Origin of the sequence: Paracoccus albus (assembly GCF_027913035.1) — a bacterium.
GTDB classification, from domain to species: Bacteria; Pseudomonadota; Alphaproteobacteria; order Rhodobacterales; family Rhodobacteraceae; genus Paracoccus; species Paracoccus albus.
Window position 1 is genome coordinate 1,614,770 of the sequence record NZ_CP115775.1, and the last position, 23,066, is coordinate 1,637,835.

Here is a 23,066-nt window from a genome sequence, read left to right on the forward strand (position 1 = left end):
TCAGTCGCGGACCTTCCCCACGATCAGGCAGGCATTCGTGCCGCCAAAACCAAAGCTGTTTGACAGCGCCACATCAATTTTGCGTTTCACCGCCTTGTTCGGCGCCAGATCAAGCGTCGGTTCGACCGCCGGGTTATCAAGGTTGATTGTCGGCGGCGCGACCTGATCGCGCACGGCGAGGATGCAGAAAATCGCCTCGACCGAACCGGCGGCGCCAAGCAAGTGCCCGATGCTGGATTTCGTCGAAGACATGGTCACATCCCTGGCATGATCGCCCAGCAGGCGCTCTACCGCGCCCAGCTCAATCGTATCTGCCATAGTCGAGGTGCCATGTGCATTCACATAATCGACATCGGCAGCTTCCAGCCCGCCATTCTTCAGCGCCGCCTGCATGGCCCGATAGCCTCCATCGCCATCTTCGGACGGGGCGGTGATGTGATAGGCATCGCCCGACAGACCATAGCCAAGAACCTCGGCATAGATCTTCGCGCCACGCGCCTTGGCGTGTTCATATTCCTCCAGCACGACCACGCCCGCGCCCTCGCCCATGACAAAGCCATCACGGTCATCGTCATAGGGACGGCTGGCGGCCTGCGGATCATCGGCGCGCTTGGTCGACAAGGCCTTGCAGGCGTTGAAGCCCGCAATCCCGATTTCGCTGATCGGGCTTTCGGCCCCGCCCGCGACCATGATATCAGCGTCGCCCAGCATGATCAGCCGCGCTGCGTCGCCAATCGCGTGGGCGCCGGTCGAACAGGCGGTCACCACCGAATGGTTCGGCCCCTTGAACCCGAACCGGATGGAGACCTGACCGGAAATAAGGTTAATCAGCGAACCGGGGATGAAAAACGGAGAAACGCGCTTCGGCCCCTTCTCCTTGATCAGCACGGCGGTTTCGGCAATCGTCGTCAGCCCGCCGATCCCCGAGCCGATCATCACCCCGGCACGCAGCTTTTCATCATCCGAAAGATCCTCGACCCCGGCGTCGCGAACGGCCTGTGTGGCAGCGGCCATGCCGTAGAGGATAAAGTCATCGACCTTGCGGCGGTCCTTGGGCTCCATCCAGTCGTCCGGGTTGAACGTGCCGTCGCAGCCGTCACCGAAGGGAATTTCGCAGGCATATTTCGTAACCACGTTTTCGGCATCGAAACGCGTTATCGGACCGGCACCTGACTGACCTTCCAGCAGGCGCCCCCAGGTTTCTTCAACGCCAGAGGCCAGCGGCGTGACCATTCCCAGACCGGTGACAACAACCCTGCGCATCAATAATCATCCTTATTTCGCCCGAAATTTCAGACCTGATACACAGGCGTGCGGCCACGCGCAACGCTGCGTTGCCTTTCGCGTCAGGCTCATTCCGAAGATTATGTGGCAGACCCCGGCACTATTCTTTCGCCATCTCGACGATGACCTTACCCTTGGCCCGCCCGGATTCCAGATAGGCCATTGCCTCTTTCATCTCGGCGAAGGGAAAAACCCGGTCGACAACGGGTTGCAACCGGCCAGCTTCGATCAGCCCTGCAAGCGCCGCCAGATCCGGCCCGCTCGGGCGCATGAACAGGAAGCGATAGTTGGCATCATTTTTTCTGGCTTCCTTTCGCAAATTTCTGGAAATAAACCAGAAAACTGTCGCCATCATCGGCCCCATATCCAGATCTTTCCGCGCTGTCTGCGGCTCTGGCAGGGCGGCCACCGAAACCACCGTCGCGCCCGGTTTAACGATAGCAAAAGCGTCAGTCAGATCATCGCCGCCCGTCAGGTCGAGCGCACCGTCCATATCGCTCAGCCGGTCGCGAAACCTCTGCGATGTATAGTCGATGACCTCGTCGGCGCCCAACCGTTCGACCAATTCCCGCCCACGAGGGGAAGCCGTCGTCGCGACCTCTGCCCCCAGCGATTTGGCGATCTGAATGGCGAATGTGCCCACCCCGCCCGCTCCGGCAGAGATGAACACGCGACTGCCGGGTTTCAGCCCGATCTCATCGCGCAGCGCCTGCAGTGCGGTCAACCCGGCCAGCGGCACACCAGCCGCATCAGACAGGCTCAGCGCATCCGGCACACGCGCCAGGAATTTCGCTGGCACGACGGCATATTCGGCAAAGGCACCCATCTTGTCCTTGGGCATCCGCGCAAAGACGCGATCACCGGGCGCAAATTTGCTGACGCCCTCTCCGACGGATTCGACAATGCCCGACAACTCACTTCCCATCACCGTCGGCAAAGGAAAGCGCAGAATGGCCTTCAGCTTGCCTTCGCGGATCTTGTAATCGACCGGGTTCAGACCCGCCGCATGAACCTTGACCAGCACCTCGTCCCTGCCGGGCTGGGGTCTCTCGACCTCTCGGAACTCCGACGCTGTCGGCCCGCCATATTCCGTCATCACGAAAGCTTCCATTTTCAGCTTTTCCCTTTGATCCGCCGCGCATCACTTTGTTGAAATCAAAGCGCGACGACGCGTTCGTTCAAGCCCGCCTTGCCTGAATTTGACGCCACGTCGTATAAAAACAGGTCAGCCCTATTGACTTACCATCCGCGCTGCACAATCCCTGAACACGAGAGTTTGGGAGGACGACTCAGTGAACTGGAATCAGATACTTGCCGGCCGCATGTCACGCCTGAAGGCATCCGAAATCCGAGAGCTTTTGAAGCTGCTGGATCAGCCTGACATCATCTCTTTCGCGGGCGGAATCCCAGACCCGGCGCTGTTTCCAGCCGAAGCCTTTCGCAAGGCGATGACCCAGGCCCTGTCAGATCAGCACTACGCGACCTCGCTGCAATATTCGGTCAGTGAAGGTTACGGCCCGCTGCGCGACTGGATTGCGGAACAGATGGGCGTGATCGGCGTGCCCTGCACCCGCGACAACATCCTGATCACCTCCGGTTCGCAGCAGGCACTGGATTATCTTGGCAAACTGATGCTTTCCCCCGGCGATACGGCCCTTGTCGGCTGGCCGACCTATCTGGGTGCCCTGGGCGCGTTCAACGCGTATGAGCCGAACTACGCCCCACTCATTCCCGGCGACAATCGGCCCGCGCAGGATTACCGCGATGCAGCGCAGGCCGCTGGCGGGCGGGTCAAATTCGCCTATCTGTCAGCTGACTTCGCCAACCCGACCGGCATCACGACCGATCAGGCGGGAAGAGAGAAGCTGCTGGATCTCGCAGATGATCTCGACATCGCTGTTATAGAAGATGCAGCGTATCAGACCCTGCGCTATGACGGCCAGCCGGTGCCCCCGATCCTTGCAACGGAAATCGCGCGCGAAGGAAATATCAATGACTGCCGCACGATATACAGCGGCTCCTTCTCCAAGACGCTGGCGCCGGGGCTGCGCATCGGATGGGTCTGCGCCGCGCAAGAAGTGATCGGCCGGCTCGTGCTGATGAAGCAGGCCGCCGACCTGCACAGTTCTACCCTGAACCAGATCGCCACCCATATCGTCGCGCGCGACCATTTCGCCGACCATGTTCCCATGCTGCGCCAGACCTATGGCAAACGGCGCGACCTGATGCTGGACGCACTGGAACGCGAAATGCCCGAGGGTGTCACATGGACAAAACCAGAAGGCGGCATGTTCGTCTGGCTGACCCTGCCCGAAGGCACAGACGGGGCAGAGCTTCTGGCACGGTCCCTGAAAACCGAACGCATCGCCTTTGTGCCGGGCCATGCCTTCCATCCCGACGGATCGGGGCGCAACACCATCCGCCTCAGCTTCACGCTGCATGACAAGGCAATGGTCGATGAGGGAATCGCGAGGCTGGGCAGACTGCTGCGCGCCGTCTAGACCGCAGCCGCCAGCACGGCATCCAGCAGACCGGGAAAACGCGCATCGAGTTCATCGCGGCGCAGCCGGTTCATATGCGATACGCCCTCATTACGGGACATGATGACCCCGGCGTCGCGTAAAACGCGGAAATGATGCGACATGCTCGATTTCGGGCGACCGCCGTCAAGGGCGCTGCAACTTGCCTCATCCTCATGGGCAAGCTGACGCACGATGTCCAGACGTATCGGGTCGCTCAGCGCGTGCAGCACATCGGATATGACCACATCTTCGATTTCAGGATGTTTGAACGAACGCATCTGCACGTCTTGACACATCTTCCGGCACAAGTCTATTGTTCGATTATATTCGAACTATGGTAATATTCCAAAAGGAGCCACCACATGCCGGGTCTCTTCGATCCCCTCACCCTGCGCGGTCTGACCTTGCGCAACCGCATCGCCGTCTCGCCCATGTGCCAGTATTCGGCAACCGACGGGCTGGCCAATGAATGGCACAGCGCCCATCTGGCCGGTCTGGCGCGCGGCGGCGCGGGTCTTGTGACCATCGAGGCAACCGGGGTGACACCCGAAGGCCGCATCACCCCCGGCTGTCTCGGGTTGTGGAACGATGCACAGGCAGAGGCACTGGCCCCCATGGTCGCCGAAATCGGCAAATTCGGGGCAGCTTCTGGCATCCAGCTTGGGCATGCCGGACGCAAGGCCAGTGCCAATTCGCCGTGGGAGGGTGACGATCACATCCCGGACAGCGACCCGCGCAGTTGGCAGACCATCGCGCCATCACCCATTGCCTTTGGTGACGAACTTCCCAAGGTCCCGCGCGAGATGACTCTGGACGATATCGCAAGGGTGCAACAAAGCTTTGTCGATGCCACGATCCGCGCCAATGAGATCGGTCTGGATAACCTGTTGCTGCATTTCGCGCATGGCTATCTGGGGCAGAGCTTTCTGTCGCGCCACTCGAACAACCGCACGGATGCCTATGGCGGCAGCGCTGAAAACCGTGCCCGCTTTCTTGTCGAAACCGTAGCCGCCGTTCGCAAGGTGTGGCCGGAAGACAAACCACTTTGCGCGCGGATCGGCGTCATCGAGTTTGACGGGCAGGACGAGGAAACGCTGGCCGAGGCAATAGATGCGATCCGGAAACTCAAGGCTGAGGGGCTCGATCTAGTCGATGTCAGCATGGGCTTTTCGACACCCGAAGCGAATATACCCTGGGGTCCGGGTTTTCTGGCCCCGACGGCAGGCCGCGTTCGTCAGGAAACCGGGCTGCCGACCACCACGTCCTGGTATATCAGCCAGCCGGAACAGGCAGATGAGCTGATCCGAAAAGAACAGGTGGATCTGATTTCGCTGGGCCGTCCGCTGCTGGCAAATCCGCATTGGCCCTATGAGGCCGCGCAGAAACTAGGCGTCGAGAACCCGGCATGGACAACCCTGCCCGCGCCTTATGCGCATTGGCTTCAGCGTTATCGCGCGGCCTGACCCTGCTGCCAACGCGGCTTGCGCTTTTCGAAGAAGGCGGCGATGCCCTCGGGTGCCTCGTCGCCTTCCCACATCGCGATCAGCCGGTCGATGCTATGCTCTATCATAGCGGAATCGATGCGCGGACCAAGGGCGCGCGCCAGCCGCTTGGCCTCTGCCACCGCGCCGGGGGCGCAAAGCAGATAGGGCGCGACTTCTTCCTCGACAAGGGCATCCAGATCCTCGACGTCGGCCAGCCGCGCGACAAGGTTCAGCGTCACAGCCTCTTCGGCGTCGAAGATGCGGCCTGACATGAACACGCGCCGTGCCTTGTCCTCTCCCATCCGGGCCAGAACATAGGGGCCGATTGTGGCTGGGATCAGACCCAGCTTCGTTTCGGTCAGGCCGAACTTTGCTGTCCGTGCCGCGATGACCACATCGCAGACGGACATCATGCCCACACCGCCGCCAAACGCATTGCCCTGCACCCGGCCGATCACCGGCTTGGCCATCGTGTTCATTGCCATCAGCATGTCGGCCAGTTGCCGCGCGCCCGCCCGACGGGTTTCGGCATCCGCCGAAATCTGTTCGCGCATCCAGCCCAGATCGCCCCCGGCGCAAAAGGTCGGCCCGTCAGCCGCCAGTACCACCACGCGGACCTTATCATCATGGCCCAACCGGCTCGCGGCGGCCGTCAGCTCTTCCAGCATCTTCGCGGACAGCGCATTGTGCTTTTCTGACCGGGCCAGCCACAGCGTCGCAACCCCGCGATCATCGCTTTCGATCCTGATGGTTTCATAGCTCATTCGGCCTGCCCTCCTGACCGCAAACCGCGTGCGAAATCCGCAGCCCTTGCAATCACATCCATGTCGAGATTTGTTTCGTAACCATTTGATTTCAGGTGATCGGCGACTTTTTCAGTGGCCACGTTCCCCGCAGCCCCCGGCGCATAGGGACAACCGCCCAAGCCCCCGACCGCCGCGTCGAACACACGCACCCCTCTTGCAATCGAGGCATCAATATTCTGCAAAGCCCGCCCAGCCGTGTCGTGATAGTGACCCGCTAGCTTGTCCGCCGGGACATGCTGCAAGACGGCAGTGAGCATCGCGTCTATCGTTTCCGGCCTGCCCTGTCCGATGGTATCGCCAAGGCTGATTTCATAGCAGCCCATTTCCAGCAGACGCGCCGCAACCCGCGCCACATTTTCCGGCGCTGTCGGTCCATCGAACGGACAATCCGTCACCACGCTGACATAGCCGCGAACCGGTATGCCATCGGCCTTGGCGGCATCCATGATCGGGGCAAAACGCTCGAAACTTTCGTCGATGGTGGCGTTCAGATTGGCCTTTGCAAACCCTTCCGAGGCACTTGTGAAGACCGCAACCTCATCGGCACGCGCAGCCTTCGCCCCTTCATACCCTTTCATATTCGGCGTCAGCACCGCATAGCTGACACCCTTGGCCCGCCGAATGCCCGCCATGACCTGCGCCGCGTCGCCCATTTGCGGCACCCATTTCGGGCTGACAAAGCTGGTGACCTCGATCCGGCGGAACCCGGCATCCGACAGCAGATCGACAAGCGCAATCTTGTCGTCGGAACCGATCATCCGCTTTTCGTTCTGCAAGCCGTCGCGCGGGCCCATCTCGAATATCTCGACATAGCCGCTCATGCCGCTGCCTCTTCCTCTTCCAGCCGGATGAGCGCGGCACCCGCCTCGACCTGATCACCTGCTGCTGCCAGAACTTCGGCCACCACGCCGTCACGCGCGGCGGTCAGCGTGTGTTCCATCTTCATCGCCTCCAGCACGGCAAGCCGGTCGCCCGCACTGACCGCCTGCCCGGCCTCAACAAACACCGCCTTGACCAGCCCCGGCATCGGCGACAGCGTCAGCCCGCCGCCCGCTTCCTCGCCCGCGCGGTCCAGCGGGTCCAGCGGCTTCAGGCTGACCGTGCGCCCACCGAAAACGCTGACACCGGCGGCATGGGTGACGATGCGGTTGCGCCGCAGCGTGTCATCGACCCACCAGCGGTCACCCTGCCAGCGAACCTCATGCGTTGTGCCGTCCAGCGTCACGCGTGCCGCCCCCGGCCCCTCAACCTCAAGCAATGCCTCCCCACCGTCCCATGCAACGGTCTGGCGCAATGGCTGCCAGAGGGTCATGCCACCTGTCGCAGAAGGATCGGCCAGCCCCGCCAGACCAATGACCGCCAAAGCCTGTGCCTTCGGATCGGGTTCGGCGGCTTCGATCAGTTCATCCAGATCGCGCCCGATCAGCCCGGTATCGACATCGCCCTTGCGAAAGCCGTCATGCCGGGTCAGGGCGATCAGAAAATCGACATTGGTGACAGAGCCCGCAACCTCGGTATCCACAAGCGCGGTTTCCAACGCCCGCAGCGCAATCGAACGGGTCGGACCATGGGTGACGACCTTGGCAATCATCGGGTCATACCAGGGGCTGATTGTGTCACCCGGCCTGACGCCGGTTTCAATCCGGGCATGTTCAGGGAACTGCAGATGCGCAAGCGTCCCCGTCGCGGGCAGGAAACCCGCAGGAACATCTTCGGCATAAAGCCGCGCCTCAAAAGCATGACCGCTGATCGAAAGATCTTCCTGCCGCGCAGGCAACGCCTCGCCCGAGGCGACGCGCAACTGCCATTCAACCAGATCGACGCCCGTAATCAATTCGGTCACGGGATGTTCGACCTGCAAACGGGTGTTCATCTCCATGAACCAGAACCCATCCTCGCGCAGCCCGTTTGAGCCATCGACGATAAACTCAATCGTTCCCGCGCCTTTATAGTTGATCGCCTCCGCCGCGCGGGTGGCGGCATCGCCCATCACTTTGCGGACGTTGGCAGGCATATCAGGCGCGGGCGCTTCCTCGATCACCTTCTGGTGGCGACGTTGCAGCGAGCAGTCGCGCTCAAAAAGATGAACCGCCTTTTCGCCATCGCCGAAAACCTGCACCTCTATATGGCGCGGCTGGAGGATATATTTCTCGATCAGAACGTCGGGGTTGCCGAAAGCCGTCTGCGCCTCTCCCTGCGCCGAGGCAAGCGCGTCGGCAAACTCCGTCGCCGCGTCCACACGCCGCATCCCCTTGCCGCCACCGCCTGCGACGGCCTTGATCAGGACGGGATAGCCAATCGCCTCGGCCTGCTGCGCCAGAAACCCTGAATCCTGATTTTCGCCGTGATACCCCGGCACGACCGGCACCCCCGCCTGTTCCATCAGCGCCTTGGCGGCATCCTTCAAACCCATCGCCCGGATCGCCTTGGCTGATGGACCGATAAAAACCAGTCCGGCAGCTTCGACGGCATCGACGAAATCGGGGTTCTCGGACAGAAAGCCATAGCCCGGATGGATCGCCTGCGCGCCCGTATCCTTCGCCGCCTGAATGATCGCATCGCCGCGCAGGTAACTATCCTTGGGCGCAGGTCCGCCCAGATGCACGGCCTCATCCGCCATGGCGACGTGACGCGCCGCGCGGTCGGCATCGGAATAAACCGCCACGGTCGAGACACCCAGCTTGCGGCAGGTGTCTATGACGCGGCAGGCGATCTCGCCCCGGTTGGCGATCAGGATCTTCTGGAACATGTCGGCTCCTGTGGCTGGCGCAGGCCGGGGGCTTCGCGCCCCCGGACCCCCGCTGGGTATTTAAGTGAAGAAGAAGGCGGCCTTGCCGCGATACCGTTTGAGAAATTGGGGAGGACACGGATCATGCAAAATCCTCCACCAGACGAAAACGTTCGCAGACCAGATCCATATCGGGATCGAAGCCGCCGTTTCGGGTAAAGAACTCGATGTGGCCCTGTGGCCAGTCATCGAAACTGCCTTCGCCCTCGGCCAAGGCGAAGTCTTCGGGTATATCGCGCAACGCCCCGCAGGTCGCAGTTTTCGCACCCAACCGCACCAGATCCAGCAGCCTTCCGTTAAGTTCGCGCGAGTCGCCCAATTTGAAACTGATTGTCATTGCGCATTCTCTTTCATAACAAATACCCCCGCCGGAGGCATGATCACATCCGGAACACGCCGAAGCGTGTGGGTTCGATGGGTGCGTTCAGACTGGCCCTCAGCGACAAGGACAGCACATCACGGGTCTTGCGCGGGTCCACGATACCGTCATCCCACAGACGGGCCGAGGCATAGAGCGGGTGCGACTGGCGGTCGAACATTTCGATGGTGGGGCGCTTGAATTCGGCCTCTTCCTCGGCCGACCATGTGCCGCCCTTGCGCTCGATACCGTCGCGACGGACGGTGGCCAGAACGCCTGCGGCCTGTTCGCCGCCCATGACCGAGATGCGGCTGTTGGGCCATGTCCACAGGAAGCGCGGCGAATAGGCGCGGCCCGACATGCCGTAGTTTCCGGCGCCGAAGCTGCCACCGACCAGCATGGTGATTTTCGGCACATTGGTTGTCGCCACCGCTGTCACCATCTTGGCGCCGTGCCGCGCGATGCCTTCGTTTTCATATTTCCGCCCGACCATGAAGCCGGTGATGTTTTGCAAAAAGATCAGAGGCGTGCCGCGCTGCGAACACAGCTCGACGAAATGCGCGCCCTTCTGTGCGGCTTCGGAAAACAGCACGCCGTTATTGGCGATAATGCCGACCGGGCAGCCCTCGATATGGGCGAAACCGGTGATGAGGGTTTCGCCAAACCGCGCCTTGAATTCATCGAAGCGGGAGCCGTCGACGACACGGGCGATGACTTCCCTGATGTCATATGGCGTGCGCAGATCGCCGGGGACCACGCCGAGGATTTCCTCGGGGTCATAGGCAGGCGCTTCGGGCGTTTCCCAGACCACGCTTTGCGGTACCCGGCGGTTCAGATTGGCGATGGCCCGGCGCGCCTGGGCGAGCGCATGGGCGTCATCCTCGGCCAGGTAATCAGCCACACCGGACAGCCGCGTATGCACATCACCGCCGCCAAGGTCTTCGGCGCTGACGACCTCTCCGGTTGCGGCCTTGACCAGCGGCGGACCGGCAAGGAAGATCGTGCCCTGATTGCGCACGATGATCGTCACATCGGACATGGCCGGCACGTATGCCCCGCCAGCCGTGCAAGAGCCCATGACGACCGCAATCTGGGGGATGCCCTTCGCGCTCATCTGTGCCTGATTATAGAAGATGCGGCCGAAATGGTCGCGGTCGGGGAAAACCTCATCCTGATTGGGCAGGTTCGCGCCGCCGCTATCGACCAGATAGACGCAGGGCAGATGACATTGCTCGGCAATCTCCTGCGCGCGGAGATGCTTTTTCACCGTCATGGGGTAATAGGTGCCGCCCTTGACCGTAGCGTCATTGGCGACGACCATGACATCCTGCCCGTGAACCCGGCCGATCCCCGCAATCACGCCCGCGCCCGGGGCGTCGCCATCATACATGCCATGCGCCGCCGTCGCCCCGATCTCCAGGAACGGGCTGCCGGGATCGAGCAGGTTTGCCACCCGCTCTCGCGGCGGCATCTTGCCGCGAGAAGTATGACGCTCCATCGCTTTTTCGCCGCCACCGGCCAGCACGGCCTCGGCGGCCTCGCGCGCGGTCGCGATCAGGCCCAGATGCGCCTCACGATTGGCCTTGAAGGCGTCGGAGGAGGGGAGCGCGGATGATTTCAGCTTCATGATTTATCCTTCCCTGCGGCGTATTGCTCGCCCATCATCTTCTTACTTCTTCGGCAAACCCGGCGCGTTGCAGCCGGATCGCCTGTTCAGCGGTTTCATCCAGCAGGCAGCCGGCGCGGATGACGCCAATGATCGTGCCGCCTTCCCACGGGCGTGCGGCAAAATCGCAGCTTGAATCGCGATAGGCGATCCAGTCGCGCTGCATCTGGCGCAGCAGCAAGTCGGGCGCCATCTCCTGTGTCACACCCGGATCGCCCGAGGGCGACCAGCCCTGCGCATCTGCCATCAGCGCCTGATAGCTTTCATTCAGCAAACCGTCCCAGAAATCGATCTCAGCCGATGTGCAGCTTATCATGCCTGCGGTGGAATCCCCGCCCGGCAGTGACATACAGGCGCTTGCAGTCACGCCGATGCTATCCTGCGGTTCCATATCGACCCCATCCGCCTGCGCGACAGAGACATTGTCAAGGCAGGCTTCAACCAGTGATGTATCAGCCAGAGGCTCCTGCGCAGCAACCTGACCCGCCAGCATGAACAAAAGTGGTATCGCTGTTTTAAGCGGGGCTGTCCTGGCCATCATCCATCCCCCGGCAATCTGAAACCGAATGTCTCGCCTGCCTTGAACGCATTGCGGTCATTGCCTTCGGTCGGGATGCCGCCTTTCAGCATCCGCGCCACGTGCATCAGGTTCCAGCACATGATCGTCGTGTTTCGGCGTGTGAAATCATTGTCGAAACCGGCGCGGCTGCCATCTTCGGCCCTGTCGCCAAAGCTTGGCCCCGGCCCGGCCTCTCCGATCCAGCCGCAATCGGCCTGTGGCGGGATGGTGTAGCCGACATGGTTCATCGCGAAAGCCAGCGTCATGGCGGTGTGCTTGATGCCGTCCTCGTTCCCGGTGATCACGCAGCCGCCAGTCTTGCCATAGAATACCGACTGCCCCTTATCGTTCAGCATCCCCGACATGGCATAGAGACGCTCGATCAGGATGCGGCAGACGCTACTTTCTTCGCCCAGCCAAAGCGGCGTGCCGACGATCAGGATATCGGCGTCGCGGACCTTGGGCCAAAGGATGTCCGGCCAATCGTCGCGCTCCCAGCCATGTTCGCGCATATCGGGATAGACACCAGGGGGCACCTGATGATCCAGCATATGGATATCTTCAACGGCAACGCCCTGCCCGCGCATCAGATCGCCGCAGGCATCCAACAACACCTGCGTATGGCTGTCCGCACTGCGGCGTTGCAGCGAGCAGTTGATAATGACGGCAGAGAGCCCGGCCACGGACTACGCCCCGGCCATCAGTTCCCGCCCGATCAGCATCCGGCGGATTTCGCTGGTCCCTGCCCCGATCTCCATCAGTTTCGCATCACGGAACAGGCGGCTGACCACGCTGTCATTCAGGAAGCCTGCCCCGCCGAGCGCCTGCACCGCCTGATGGGCCTGCACCATCGCCTGTTCGGAGGCATAAAGCACCGCCCCCGCCGCGTCCTGCCGCGTGACCTTGCCCGCGTCACAGGCCTTGGCGACCTCGTAGACATAGGCCTTGGCGGTGTTCATCGCGACATACATATCGGCGATCTTCGCCTGCATAAGCTGGAAATCCCCGATCGGCTTTCCGAACTGCTTGCGTTCCTTGCTGTAGGGCACGACCTCATCCAGACAGGCCGCCATGATCCCTGTCCCGATCCCCGACAGCACGAGGCGCTCGTAATCGAGGCCGGACATCAGCACGCGCACGCCTTTGCCTTCCTGACCCAGCACATTCTCGAACGGGACTTCGCAATTGTCGAAGATCAACTCGCCAGTATTCGAGCCACGCATCCCGACCTTGTCGAAATGCGGACCTTGCGTGAAGCCGGTCATGCCCTTTTCAACGATGAAAGCGGTGATGCCCTTCGATCCCGCCTCGGGGTCGGTCTTGGCATAGACCACCAGCGTGTCGGCATCCGGGCCGTTGGTGATCCAGTATTTCGCGCCGTTCAGCACATAGTAGCCATTGCGCTTTTCCGCCTTCAGCTTCATGCCGACGACATCTGAACCGGCGCCCTCCTCGGACATGGCCAAAGCGCCGATATGTTCGCCCGAGCAGAGCTTCGGCAGATATTTCTGCTTCTGCTCTTCACTGGCGTTCAGCTTCAGCTGGTTCACACACAGATTGGAATGCGCCCCGTAAGACAGGCTGATAGAGGCGGATGCCCGTGCGATTTCCTCTGTCGCGATCGTGTGGGCCAGATAACCCATGCCCGAGCCGCCATATTCCTCGGCCACGGTGATGCCCAGCAGGCCCAGTTCACCAAATTCCTGCCACAGCTCATTGGGGAAGGCATTGTCCGTATCGGTCTTGGCGGCCAGCGGCTTGATGCGTTCCTGCGCAAAGCGATGCACCATCTCGCGCAGTGCGCCGATATCCTCGCCCAGATCGAATTCCATCCCGTGATTGAACATCGGACCTCCCCTTCCGTTTATTTGAACGCTTGTTCATATAATGTGACTTATGCGCGATCCTCCCCCCTCGCGTCAACAGAAGACTGCGCTTTGCGTTGCAATGCGTCAATCATCGGATTGCATAAGCGCCAAGCTTAAAGATTCTCGCCAGCAGCAAGAGCCCGATCAGGTTGTTCGCTTAACCAAGAATTGCCCGTCCGCCCCCCCAATGTCAGCCATCTGCAAAGCACCACAACCTGTCACGCCGAGCAGCAACTGGAAGCGTGCGAGGCCAGCAAATTGTGCCGCGTTGATGTCCAGGCTTCTGCTACCTTAGGTTAGCGCTTTCTGTTTTTGCCGCATGAAGGGCTGCGATCGTGGCGAGATTTAATCAACATTACCGGCGCGACATTCCAAATGACACCTTCCTGCATCGCGCGCTTTGACGGGCCCGACGAATGCAGTTGATCATTGACAAGCATCGTTGGACCTTGATTCTGACCGGGCTGAAAGAAGGTATGATATGTTGACAATCCACGGGGTCACCCGATCACGCGCCTCGCGCATCATCTGGCTGTGTCATGAAATCGGGCTGCCTTTTCGGCAGGTGCCGGTCATTCAAGCGTATAGGCTGGCCGACCCCGATGCGGCTGACGCGCCGCTGAACACACATAGCGCGTCGTTTCTTGAGCTTTCCCGCGCCGGTGCTGTTCCGGTGATTGAGGATGACGGCTTCGTCATGTCGGAATCCTATGCGATCATCCTCTATCTGGCGCGAAAACACGGCGCACCGTTGGGGCCCAAGGACGCGATGGAAGATGCGCTGATGTCGCAATGGAGTTTTTACGCGGCCACTGAAATCGAACCGGATGCGCTGACGCTGCTGTTTCTTCATGGTCGCGGGCAAGCGCAATCGGGCGAGGATCAGGCATTGATCGCCAATGCGGCAGAGCGGTTGATCCGGCCTTTCAGCGTGCTCGACAATCACTTTGCCGAACATGACCATCTGGTGGGGCATCGTTTTACGGTCGCAGATATCGCCGTGGCGGAAACGATCCGTTATGCGCAGGGCTATGGTCCGCTGATGGAACAGTTTCCGGCGCTTCACCAATGGCTGACCGATGCGCAGGCCCGTCCAGCCTTTCAGAAGATGTGGCAGTCGCGGCTGGCAGAGCCGGAATAAACCTAACGCGACGGGCAAACAGAAAAACGGGCGCGGCCTGATCCGGCCGCGCCCCCACTTTTCTTTGCTCAGGCTGCGGTCAGCCGCCTGTCGCACATGCCTCTATCGCGGCCAGATCAGGTCCGGCGGGCGAGCGGCCAAGGTTGAACGGGGCCGAGGCATCACGCCATTTGCTGTAATCCTCCAGATAGGTCAGCATTGACGCATAAACCTTCGCGGAGTTCGGGTTTTCGCAGGCCACCTCGGTGATGGTTTCGTTTGCCATCGTCTGGATATTTTCCAGCGTCGCATCGTCCAGCCGCGAGATTTCGATCCCGGCATCCTGGAAGGACTGATAGGCTTCGGTCGCGCGCTTTTCGGTATTGGCCAGCGACCACAGCATGGTTGCATCAGCAGCCGTCTTCAGCATTTCCTGCGTTTCGGGTGACAATGCGTCCCACGACGCCTTGTTGATCATCACGCCGAACACGGATGACGACTGGTGCCAGCCCGGAGTCGACCAGTGTTTGGTCACCTGATCGAAGCCGCCCGACAAATCGACATTCGGGGTCGAGAATTCTGCCCCGTCGATCACGCCGCGTTCCAGCGACTGGTAGATTTCGCCGCCGGCCATGCTGACCTGGCTGCCACCCAGCTTGCCCAGCAGAATGCCTTGCTCCAGCCCGGAAAGACGCAGCCGCATACCCTGCAGATCCTCGGTCGTCTGGATCGCTTTATCGACGGTGCGGAAGCCGGATTCGTTGTTGGTCACGCCGTATGGCAGATAGACCATACCGAAATTGCCGTAGATTTCGTTATACAGCTCTGCCCCGCCCCAGCCTTTGATCCAGTTCACATAGTCAACCGCATTGAACAGGCTGGCTGTCGTCGACAGCGGAGAAAACGCAGCATCGCGCCCTGCCCAGTAACCCGGCCAGTCGCCACCCGCCTGAATGGTGCCGGATTCGACCGCGCCAAAAACTTCGCCGGCTGGCACGAGAGCACCGCCTTCGAAGAACTCGATGGTCAGTTCCTCATCCGGAACCAGTGCATTGGCGATCTCGACGAATTTCTTGTCGATCTCGATCAGCTCCAGCGAGGCTGGCCAGGTGGTCGTCATGGTCCAGTTTTCGGCAAGCGCGGGGCCTGCCAGAAGTGCGGCCACTGCGGCACCTGTCAGATATTTCGAAAGCATAAGTCTTCTCCCTGTTGGTTATGGTTAGTTTTGGTAGAGCGTTTCCGGCAGCCAGGTTACCAGCTGCGGGAACAGGACGATCAGCCCGCACATCACCAGAACCATGGCGATGAACGGCAGGACGCCGCGGATGATGTCGCCGGTGCTGATATCGGGGGGTGAAATCGCCCGCATATAGAACAGTGCATAGCCGAAGGGCGGCGACAGGAAGCTGGTCTGCAACACGACCGCCATCAGCACAACGAACCACAGCGGGCTGACACCCATTTCGTTCACGATCGGCAGAAAGATCGGAAAGCACAGCAGCACGATGCCGGTCCAGTCAAGGAACATGCCAAGAATGAAGACCGTCACCAGCATGACGACAAGCAGCGTACTGGGGTTTTCCGCCAGTCCCCGGATCAAATCCTGCGTTGCAGTCAGACCGCCCGTGATGTTGAACACGCCGGTAAAGGCCGTGGCACCCACCACGATGAACAGGATCATTGCAGATGTGCGGCCGGTTTCCAGAAAGGCGCTGTAGAAATTGGCTAATGTGAAGCGACCCCGAAAGATCACGATCAGCAGCGCCAGAAGCGCACCAATCGCAGATGCCTCTGTCGCGGTGGCGATCCCCATCAGCATGGAACCAAGGATACCGAGGATCAGGATCAGCGGTGGCACGGCCTCGACAATCAGCATACGCCACATGTCACCGCGCGAGATCTGTTCATGCTCGGACACGCGCGGCGCCAGATCGGGTCGGATCACTGCCAGAATATAGACATATACCGCGTACATCAGTCCAAGAATGACGCCGGGAAGCATGGCACCCGCGAACAATTCCCCGACCGACAAACCCGGCGCATAGGATGCCATCAGGATCAACATGATCGACGGCGGGATCAGAATACCCAGACAGCCAGAGGCACCGATAAGCCCGGTCGTCAGACGTTTGTCATAGCCATATTGCAGCATCGGTTTCAGCGCCATCACCCCCATCACGGTAATCGAAGCCCCGATAATGCCGGTCGTTGCCGCCAGCAGGATAGAGATGAACACGACCGCCAACCCCAATCCGCCGCGAACATTGGCCATCAGGTGACGCAGCGCCTCGAACATTTTGTCGGTCACGCCGCTGTCGGACAGGAACCTTGCCATCAAGACAAACAGCGGAATCGCGATGAGCGTGAAATTGTCCAGCACATCGCCAAAAATCCGGTTGATCGTGATGCCCAGCACCATCGGTTTGCCGGCGATGAAAGCACCCAGAATGGCCGTCCCGCCCAGCACGAATGCCAGCGGGTGCCCCATGAACAGGCCCAGCACCAGCATGCCCGCCATGATCAGCGCAATGGCCCCGCCATCCAGTCCCGGAATGGCCATCCAGCCGACTGACTGGTTTACGAAAGCGATTGAAGCGTCAATGAATTCAGCGAACATCATCAGGCTCCGCCGGGGCGAGGTATTCAACGCGATGCAGGATCAGTTTCAGCAGCTCTGATATGCCCTGAATCAACAGCAGCACGGCTGCGACGCCCATCGCCAGCTTGATCGGGTAAACCGGCAACTGAACTGCGCCATAGGTCTTTTCCCCCTGCGCAAGCGAACGCAGCCCGAACTGCCAGCTATACAGCGCGAACACGATGCTGAAGGGCAGGAAAAAGATCACATAGCCTGCGACTTCAACCCAGCGGCGCAGGCCCGGGCGCATGGTTGCGGTCAGCAGATCGACGCGGACATGGGCCTGATGTCGCAGTGCATAGCCGCCCAGCATGATGAAATAGAAGCCGAAGATCATCTTTGTCAGATCGAAGGCCCAGGGCGTCGGTGCCTTCATGACATAGCGCATAAAAACGTCGTAAATAATGATGGCGGCAAACACGCCCGCCAAAAGCGATACGATTCGTCCGACTGCCTCATTGATCCAGTCTATGACTGCAATCATTCCTGTTGTCCCCCCGTTATTGGGCCGGAGTGTTTCGGGACTTCCACGGCTTGTCAACGATTCCGGCCGAGAGAATGCTATCATAATTGAAGCGTATAGATGACATTGCCCTTGACGTAGCTTCGCCAGATGAAACACGGTCGAGCGAATGTGGGAGGTTGGATGATGCTGAAAGAAGAAGCGACTTTTGACGAAGTTGAACGAAACTTTCAGTGGGATATTCCCGAATTTTATAACATCGGCGTGGATATCTGCGACAGATGGGCGCAACAGGATGCCGAACGTCTGGCGATCATTGATATAGGTTCGGACGGCAAGGCGAAGGAATACAGTTTCGGCGAACTGAAAGCGCGGTCGAACCAGCTTGCCAATGCGCTGTCACAGATAGGCATCGGAAAACATGGCGAGACCGGCGACCGTGTCGGCGTGCTGCTGCCCCAGTCCTTTGAAACGGCGGTCAGCCATGTCGCGGTGTCCAAAATGGGCTGCATCGCGATCCCTCTTTTCACGCTTTTCGGGCAAGAGGCGCTGTTGCACAGGCTGCGCGATTCCGGCGCGCGCGCTGTCATCACCAATGCCGAAGGCGCGGCCAAGCTGGCCGGTCTGCGTAGCGCGCTTCCCGACCTCAAGGTCATATTTTCCGTCGATGGTCCCGGCGATGATGTGACCTGCTTTCACACCGCCTGCGACGGGCAATTCGCCGAATTTGCGCCCGTCGACACCCGCGCCGACGATCCGGCGATTCTGATCTATACCTCTGGCACGACCGGCAATCCGAAAGGCGCGCTTCACGCCCACCGCGTGTTGCTGGGCCATCTGCCGGGGGTCGAGATCAGCCATAATTTTCTGCCCGGTCCCGGCGACAGGTTCTGGACACCTGCCGACTGGGCGTGGATCGGCGGGCTGCTGGATGTGATGATGCCCGCCCTGCATCACGCGATTCCGGTGGTCGCCTGCCGCTTTGCCAAGTTCACGCCAGAGGCCGCCTTCGACCTGATCCGGGATTACAACATCCGGAACGCCTTCCTGCCCCCCACAGCCCTGAAGATCATGCGCCAGCATCCTGATGCGGAAAGCTATGGCCTGAACATGCGCTCTGTCGCCAGCGGAGGAGAGACGCTTGGCGCGGAACTGCTGGATTGGGGCCGCAAGGTTTTCGGCACAACGATTAACGAATTCTACGGCCAGACTGAGTGCAACATGATCGTATCATGCGCCTCGGCCCTGGAAGATCCCGTGCCGGGTTGGATGGGACGCCCGGTTCCGGGCCACACTGTCGCGGTTATTGATCCTGATACCGGGCAAATTCTTGAAGAAGGCGAAGAAGGCGCCATCGCGGTCAAGGCGCCGGACCCGGTGATGTTTCTGAACTATTGGAACAACCCCGAGGCCACGGAAGAGAAATTTATCGAAGGACCGGATGGAAAATGGCTGCTGACAGGGGATCGCGGCACGCGCGATGCGCAGGGGCGTCTGCGCTTTGTCGGGCGTGACGACGACGTCATCAGCTCTGCCGGATACCGGATCGGTCCGGCAGAAATTGAAAACAGCCTGATCTCTCACCCCGCCGTGCAGATGGCCGGCGTGGTGGGCAAGCCGGACCCGCTTCGCGGATCGGTGGTTGCCGCTTATCTGGTGCTGAATGAAGGCTACAGCCCGTCTGACGATCTGGCCCAGCAGATCGCCGGTCACGTCAAATCGCATCTGGCAGCCTATGAATATCCGCGCGTCGTGCGCTTCGTCGAGGCCCTGCCGATGACCACGACCGGCAAGATCATCCGCGCCGACTTGCGGCGCCTGGCCGAGGACGAAGCGGCAGCAGAAAAGGAACATCAATGAGCACGCCATCGGAACGGGTTCTGTTCGAAACACGCGGCGCCATCGCCATCGTCACCCTGAACCGGCCCGAGCAGCGCAATGCGCTCGATCGCGAAACAACCATCGCCCTGCGCGAGGTCTTCGACCGCATTGAAAGCGATGACAGCCTGCGGGTCAGCATCCTTGCCAGCAATGGTCCGGTCTTTTCCGCCGGCATGGACCTGAAAGCCTTCCTGACCGGCGAGGCAGAGGATATTCTGTTCGGGCCGGGCGGTTTCGGCGGCTTCGTCAGCCGGGACCGGGCAAAGCCTGTTATAGCCTGTGTGCAGGGTGCGGCGCTTGCGGGTGGGTTTGAACTGGTGCTGGCCTGCGATCTGGTCGTTGCCGCGCACACCGCCATCTTCGGCCTGCCAGAGTCGCGCCTTGGTTTAATCGCCGGTGGCGGCGGCGCATTCCGTGTGGGACAGCGGCTACCGCCCGTCATCGCCAATGAGATCCTGTTGCTCGGCGGTCGCTTCGACGCGATGCAGGCGCAGGCATGGGGTCTGATCAATAGCGCGACTGACGGCGACCCTATGGACGATGCCATGAAGATGGCCGAACAGATCGCCGCAAATGCGCCCCTGTCCATTGCCGCAAGCCTGCGTGTCGCGCGCGATGCTGCAGCGACGAACGACAGCGGATTCTGGGCCCAGAATGACGCGGAACTGCGCGCCCTGATCGCCAGCGACGACGCAAAAGAAGGCGCGCGGGCATTCGCGGAAAAACGCCCGCCGGAATGGCGCGGGACATAGCGTCACCCTGCCCTTGCGCCGGACAGGTCGCGCTGTTCGCTTAACCATATAAAGGCGCAACACCCCAATCCCTTGCGGCCTGCCCGATCCTGACCGCAAACCCTTGCCCCGAACCGGCGCTTCATGAGATAAACATAAAAATCAATAAATGAGCAGCGCATGGCCGACGATCTCTTTCCGACGACTCAGGACGACAAAAGCTATTCCGCCGCCTCGATCGAGGTGCTGGAGGGGCTGGAACCCGTCCGAAAGCGCCCCGGCATGTATATCGGCGGCACGGATGAACGAGCGCTGCACCACCTTGTGGCGGAAATTCTCGACAACTCGATGGATGAAGCCGTCGCGGGCCATGCCAGCCGGATCGAGGTCGAGTTGCTGGCCGACTATTCTGTTGTTGTCCGCGATAACGGGCGCGGCATCCCGATTGATCCGCACCCGAAATTCCCCGGCAAATCCGCGCTAGAGGTGATCCTCTGCACCCTGCACGCGGGCGGCAAGTTTTCGGGCGACGCCTATCAAACCTCGGGCGGTCTGCACGGCGTCGGCGCATCGGTCGTGAACGCGCTGTCGGACAGCCTTGTGGTGCAGGTCGCGCGCAACAAGGAACTGTTCGAACAGCGCTTCTCTCGCGGCGTCCCGCTTGGTCCGGTTGAGAAAGTCGGCGCCGCCCCGAACCGGCGCGGCACGACCGTCACCTTCCACGCGGATGAGGAGATCTTTGGCCATCACCGCTTCAAGCCCGCGCGGCTGCTGAAAATGGTGAAGTCGAAGGCCTACCTGTTCAGCGGCGTGGAAATCCGCTGGAAATCGGAAATCGACGACGGCGAGACGCCGACCGAAGCGGTGTTCCACTTCCCCGGCGGACTGGCTGATTACCTGACCGAGACACTGGACGGCGTCACCACCTATTCGGATCGTCCCTTTGCCGGAAATGTCGATTTTCAGGGCCGTTTCGGCGTGCCCGGCAAGGTCGATTGGGCGATCAACTGGACACCTTCACGCGACGGGTTCATCCAGTCCTATTGTAACACCGTCCCCACGCCCGAAGGCGGCACGCATGAGGCCGGTTTCTGGGCCGCGATCCTGAAAGGTGTTCGCGCCTATGGTGAGTTGGCGAATAACAAGAAGGCCGCCCAGATCACGCGCGAGGACCTGCTGACCGGCGGCTGCGCGCTTGTTTCCTGCTTTATCCGCGAGCCGGAATTCGTCGGTCAGACCAAGGACCGGCTGGCCACGGTCGAGGCGCAGCGTCTGGTCGAAGGCGCGGTGCGCGACCATTTCGACAACTGGCTGGCGGCGGATCCGAAATCGGCGGGCGCAATCCTCGATTTCCTGATCCTGCGCGCCGAAGAGCGTCTGCGCCGCCGTCAGGAAAAGGAAACGCAGCGCAAGACCGCGACGCAAAAGCTGCGCCTGCCGGGCAAGCTTGTCGATTGTTCGGCCAAGAACCGCAGCGGGACCGAACTGTTCATCGTCGAGGGCGACTCGGCCGGTGGTTCCGCCAAACAGGCGCGGGACCGGACGACGCAGGCTTTGCTGCCGCTGAAAGGCAAGATCCTGAACGTGCTGGGTGCGGCCTCGGGCAAGCTTGGATCGAATGCGGAGATCAGCGATCTCTGTCAGGCGCTTGGCGTTGGCATGGGCACAAAATTCAACCTCGACGATCTGCGCTATGACAAGATCATCATCATGACCGATGCCGATGTGGACGGCGCGCATATCGCATCGCTGCTGATGACGTTTTTCTTCACGCAGATGCGCCCAATGATCGACAAAGGGCACCTCTATCTGGCCTGCCCACCGCTTTACCGGCTGACGCAAGGGGCGGAGCGCGTCTATGTCGCCGATGATGCGGAGAAAGAGCGGTTGATGGAAACGGGCATCGGCGGACGCGGCAAGATCGACGTGCAGCGCTTCAAAGGTCTGGGGGAGATGGATGCCAAGGACCTGAAGGACACGACGATGAACCCCGCCTCTCGCAAGCTGATCCGGGTCACCATTGACGAAGACGCGGCAGGCGAAACCGGCGATCTGGTCGAGCGGCTGATGGGTAAAAAGCCCGAGCTGCGCTTCGAATATATTCAGGAAAATGCCCGCTTCGTGGAGGAAGAAGGGCTGGATGTCTGACGGCGGCGGCGCTTCAGAGGAACTGCGCCTGACCGACAGCCTTGTCCGGCGCGCCAGCCGCGAGGTTGACGGTCTGCTTTACCGACCCGAATGGCATCTGCTTGAGGAAGCCGATCTGGACCGCTTGGCAGAGCAGCTGATTGGCAATCGCCAACGCCCGATTCCGATCTTCGCCTATGGCTCGCTGATCTGGAATCCCGGCTTTGCCGTCGCGGCGCGACACCGTGCCACCGCAATCGGGTGGCATAGGCAGTTCAATATTCCGCTGGACCACTTCCGTGGCACGCCGGAACTTCCAGGACTTATGCTGGCGCTCGCTTCTGGCGGCAGCTGCGAAGGTCTGGTGATGGAGATCGAGCCGGGGACCGAGACCGAATCGATGCGTGCGATCCTTAAGCGTGAACTCGTCGCGCGGGAGCTTTCGGGCAATGCCCGATGGATCGAGGTTGAGACGGCGCAGGGACGGTCAGAGGCGCTGACATTTTATGCCGATCCTGTCGATATCGACCTGACCGATCTGCCTGTCGCCGAGCAGGCAAGGCTGTTGTCGCGGGCCAATGGCGCCGCAGGTTCCGGCGCAGAATACCTGCAACGCACCGCGCAGGGGTTGCAACAGGCCGGCATTCACGACGCCTATATCTGGCAATTGCAGGATCTTGTTGCGAGCGAGATTGAGGGCTGGGGCGAAGAATAGCGATCGGAACTTCATTCCGATGCTGAATGATGCGCCGTCCGTCCCGATCCCGAAAT

At 60.8% G+C, this 23,066-nt stretch carries 21 protein-coding genes; 7 read left to right on the plus strand and 14 right to left on the minus strand.

Features of this window, described 5'->3' with window-relative positions; genetic code table 11:
- The gene (fabF, locus tag PAF20_RS08050) at positions 1-1,263 is read right to left on the minus strand and encodes a beta-ketoacyl-ACP synthase II (protein WP_271073179.1); all 1,263 of its coding nucleotides are present in this window, start codon (positions 1,261-1,263) and stop codon (positions 1-3) included.
- Between the two features lie 121 nt (positions 1,264-1,384).
- Entirely contained in the window at positions 1,385-2,395 is a 1,011-nt protein-coding gene (locus tag PAF20_RS08055; protein WP_271073180.1) for an NADP-dependent oxidoreductase, read from the minus strand.
- 211 nt (positions 2,396-2,606) lie between these two features.
- Between PAF20_RS08055 and PAF20_RS08060 the strand changes: the two genes are divergently transcribed.
- Positions 2,607-3,785: an aminotransferase-like domain-containing protein gene (locus PAF20_RS08060; RefSeq protein ID WP_271073181.1), complete on the plus strand. Its 1,179-nt coding sequence runs from the start codon at positions 2,607-2,609 to the stop codon at positions 3,783-3,785.
- On the opposite strand, the gene PAF20_RS08065 is transcribed toward PAF20_RS08060, so the two are convergent.
- A complete protein-coding gene (locus PAF20_RS08065; protein ID WP_271073182.1) occupies positions 3,782-4,084 on the minus strand; it encodes an ArsR/SmtB family transcription factor in 303 nt (100 codons plus the stop codon). The genes PAF20_RS08060 and PAF20_RS08065 overlap by 4 nt on opposite strands.
- A gap of 84 nt (positions 4,085-4,168) precedes the next feature.
- On the opposite strand from PAF20_RS08065, the gene PAF20_RS08070 reads away from it, so the two are divergent.
- Positions 4,169-5,269, plus strand: coding sequence for an NADH:flavin oxidoreductase/NADH oxidase (locus PAF20_RS08070; RefSeq protein ID WP_271073183.1), 1,101 nt, complete (start codon positions 4,169-4,171; stop codon positions 5,267-5,269).
- Here the strand turns inward: PAF20_RS08070 and PAF20_RS08075 are convergent.
- The 8 genes from PAF20_RS08075 to PAF20_RS08110 form a co-directional block, all read right to left on the minus strand.
- Positions 5,254-6,054 carry a crotonase/enoyl-CoA hydratase family protein gene (locus PAF20_RS08075; protein ID WP_271073184.1) on the minus strand — a complete coding sequence of 267 codons (801 nt, stop codon included), beginning with the start codon at positions 6,052-6,054 and terminating at the stop codon, positions 5,254-5,256. The two genes, PAF20_RS08070 and PAF20_RS08075, sit on opposite strands and share 16 nt — an antisense overlap.
- Positions 6,051-6,917 (minus strand): hydroxymethylglutaryl-CoA lyase, encoded by an 867-nt coding sequence (locus tag PAF20_RS08080; RefSeq protein WP_271073185.1) that lies wholly within the window; start codon positions 6,915-6,917, stop codon positions 6,051-6,053. The genes PAF20_RS08075 and PAF20_RS08080 overlap by 4 nt, the downstream gene beginning before the upstream one ends.
- Entirely contained in the window at positions 6,914-8,845 is a 1,932-nt protein-coding gene (locus PAF20_RS08085; RefSeq protein WP_271073186.1) for an acetyl-CoA carboxylase biotin carboxylase subunit, read from the minus strand. The genes PAF20_RS08080 and PAF20_RS08085 overlap by 4 nt, the downstream gene beginning before the upstream one ends.
- Positions 8,846-8,966: 121 nt before the next feature.
- On the minus strand, positions 8,967-9,221 hold the full coding sequence (locus PAF20_RS08090) for an ASCH domain-containing protein (RefSeq protein WP_271073187.1): 255 nt from the start codon (positions 9,219-9,221) through the stop codon (positions 8,967-8,969).
- A 43-nt stretch (positions 9,222-9,264) separates the two neighbouring features.
- Positions 9,265-10,869, minus strand: coding sequence for a carboxyl transferase domain-containing protein (locus PAF20_RS08095; RefSeq protein WP_271073188.1), 1,605 nt, complete (start codon positions 10,867-10,869; stop codon positions 9,265-9,267).
- Between the two features lie 34 nt (positions 10,870-10,903).
- Positions 10,904-11,446 carry a lysozyme inhibitor LprI family protein gene (locus PAF20_RS08100; RefSeq protein WP_271073189.1) on the minus strand — a complete coding sequence of 181 codons (543 nt, stop codon included), beginning with the start codon at positions 11,444-11,446 and terminating at the stop codon, positions 10,904-10,906.
- Positions 11,446-12,150 (minus strand): flavodoxin family protein, encoded by a 705-nt coding sequence (locus tag PAF20_RS08105; RefSeq protein WP_271073190.1) that lies wholly within the window; start codon positions 12,148-12,150, stop codon positions 11,446-11,448. The genes PAF20_RS08100 and PAF20_RS08105 overlap by 1 nt, the downstream gene beginning before the upstream one ends.
- A gap of 3 nt (positions 12,151-12,153) precedes the next feature.
- The gene (locus PAF20_RS08110; RefSeq protein ID WP_271073191.1) at positions 12,154-13,314 is read right to left on the minus strand and encodes an isovaleryl-CoA dehydrogenase; all 1,161 of its coding nucleotides are present in this window, start codon (positions 13,312-13,314) and stop codon (positions 12,154-12,156) included.
- Positions 13,315-13,816: 502 nt separating this feature from the next.
- Between PAF20_RS08110 and PAF20_RS08115 the strand changes: the two genes are divergently transcribed.
- Positions 13,817-14,476 carry a glutathione S-transferase family protein gene (locus PAF20_RS08115; protein ID WP_271073192.1) on the plus strand — a complete coding sequence of 220 codons (660 nt, stop codon included), beginning with the start codon at positions 13,817-13,819 and terminating at the stop codon, positions 14,474-14,476.
- Between the two features lie 79 nt (positions 14,477-14,555).
- Here the strand turns inward: PAF20_RS08115 and dctP are convergent, their stop codons facing one another.
- The 3 genes from dctP to PAF20_RS08130 all read right to left on the minus strand — a co-directional run bounded on the left by dctP (position 14,556) and on the right by PAF20_RS08130 (position 17,577).
- The gene (gene dctP / locus PAF20_RS08120; RefSeq protein ID WP_271073193.1) at positions 14,556-15,650 is read right to left on the minus strand and encodes a TRAP transporter substrate-binding protein DctP; all 1,095 of its coding nucleotides are present in this window, start codon (positions 15,648-15,650) and stop codon (positions 14,556-14,558) included.
- Between the two features lie 24 nt (positions 15,651-15,674).
- Positions 15,675-16,973 (minus strand): TRAP transporter large permease, encoded by a 1,299-nt coding sequence (locus tag PAF20_RS08125; RefSeq protein WP_271073281.1) that lies wholly within the window; start codon positions 16,971-16,973, stop codon positions 15,675-15,677.
- Positions 16,974-17,061: 88 nt separating this feature from the next.
- On the minus strand, positions 17,062-17,577 hold the full coding sequence (locus tag PAF20_RS08130; protein WP_271073194.1) for a TRAP transporter small permease subunit: 516 nt from the start codon (positions 17,575-17,577) through the stop codon (positions 17,062-17,064).
- 165 nt (positions 17,578-17,742) lie between these two features.
- Here PAF20_RS08130 and PAF20_RS08135 point away from each other — a divergent pair, with 165 nt between their 5' ends.
- The 4 genes from PAF20_RS08135 to PAF20_RS08150 all read left to right on the plus strand — a co-directional run bounded on the left by PAF20_RS08135 (position 17,743) and on the right by PAF20_RS08150 (position 23,010).
- The gene (locus PAF20_RS08135; protein ID WP_271073282.1) at positions 17,743-19,416 is read left to right on the plus strand and encodes an acyl-CoA synthetase; all 1,674 of its coding nucleotides are present in this window, start codon (positions 17,743-17,745) and stop codon (positions 19,414-19,416) included.
- Positions 19,413-20,189, plus strand: coding sequence for an enoyl-CoA hydratase-related protein (locus PAF20_RS08140; RefSeq protein WP_271073195.1), 777 nt, complete (start codon positions 19,413-19,415; stop codon positions 20,187-20,189). Before PAF20_RS08135 ends, PAF20_RS08140 begins: the two co-directional genes overlap by 4 nt.
- Before the next feature lie 159 nt (positions 20,190-20,348).
- Positions 20,349-22,316, plus strand: coding sequence for a DNA topoisomerase IV subunit B (gene parE, locus PAF20_RS08145; protein WP_271073196.1), 1,968 nt, complete (start codon positions 20,349-20,351; stop codon positions 22,314-22,316).
- Complete coding sequence (locus PAF20_RS08150; protein WP_271073197.1) at positions 22,309-23,010, plus strand: gamma-glutamylcyclotransferase; 702 nt, start codon at positions 22,309-22,311, stop codon at positions 23,008-23,010. The genes parE and PAF20_RS08150 overlap by 8 nt, the downstream gene beginning before the upstream one ends.
- Positions 23,011-23,066 lie beyond the last annotated feature (56 nt).